The organism is Pantoea sp. CFCC18177 (genome assembly GCF_059412425.1).
Map to the genome: position 1 here is coordinate 1 of NZ_JBNBPL010000054.1, position 1,013 is coordinate 1,013.

At 57.2% G+C, this 1,013-nt stretch carries 1 protein-coding gene; it reads left to right on the forward strand.

What is annotated here, in order from left to right:
• A partial coding sequence (locus ACPUC8_RS25985; RefSeq protein WP_494927748.1) for an ATP-binding protein occupies positions 1 to 1,013 on the forward strand: 1,013 nt, incomplete at both ends.

Below are 1,013 nucleotides of genomic sequence, written 5' to 3' on the forward strand. Positions count from 1 at the left end.
GTACCGACCGTACCGGGCTCTGACGGCTCGCTGACCGATGACATGGATAAAAACCGTGCCATCGCCAAGCGCATCGGCTATCCGGTGATCATCAAAGCCTCTGGCGGCGGCGGCGGTCGCGGTATGCGCGTGGTGCGCAATGAAAAGGATCTTGAGCAGTCCATCGGCATGACGAAAGCGGAAGCCAAAGCGGCTTTCAACAACGACATGGTTTACATGGAGAAATTCCTCGAGAACCCACGTCACATTGAAATTCAGGTGATGGCCGACGGTCAGGGCAACGCGATCTATCTGGCGGAACGTGACTGCTCAATGCAGCGTCGCCACCAGAAAGTGGTCGAAGAAGCGCCTGCGCCAGGTATCACGGCAGAGCTGCGTCGTAACATTGGCGAGCGCTGCGCAAAAGCCTGTGTGGATATCGGCTATCGCGGGGCGGGTACATTCGAGTTCCTGTACGAAAACGGTGAATTCTACTTCATCGAGATGAACACCCGTATTCAGGTTGAGCATCCGGTGACTGAGATGATCACCGGCGTGGATCTGATCAAAGAGCAGCTGCGTATTGCTGCCGGTCAGCCGCTGTCGATCAAACAGGAAGACGTGGTGGTTCGCGGCCATGCGGTGGAGTGCCGTATCAACGCCGAAGACCCGAACACCTTCCTGCCAAGCCCAGGCAAGATCACCCGTTTCCACGCGCCAGGCGGTTTTGGCGTGCGCTGGGAATCGCACATCTATGCTGNGTGCCGTATCAACGCCGAAGACCCGAACACCTTCCTGCCAAGCCCAGGCAAGATCACCCGTTTCCACGCGCCAGGCGGTTTTGGCGTGCGCTGGGAATCGCACATCTATGCTGGCTACAGCGTACCGCCGTACTACGACTCCATGATCGGTAAGTTAATCACCTACGGTGATACCCGTGAAGTGGCGATCGCGCGTATGAAGAATGCGCTGGCGGAGCTGATCATCGACGGCATCAAGACCAACGTCGAGCTGCAGATGAAAATCATGTCCGA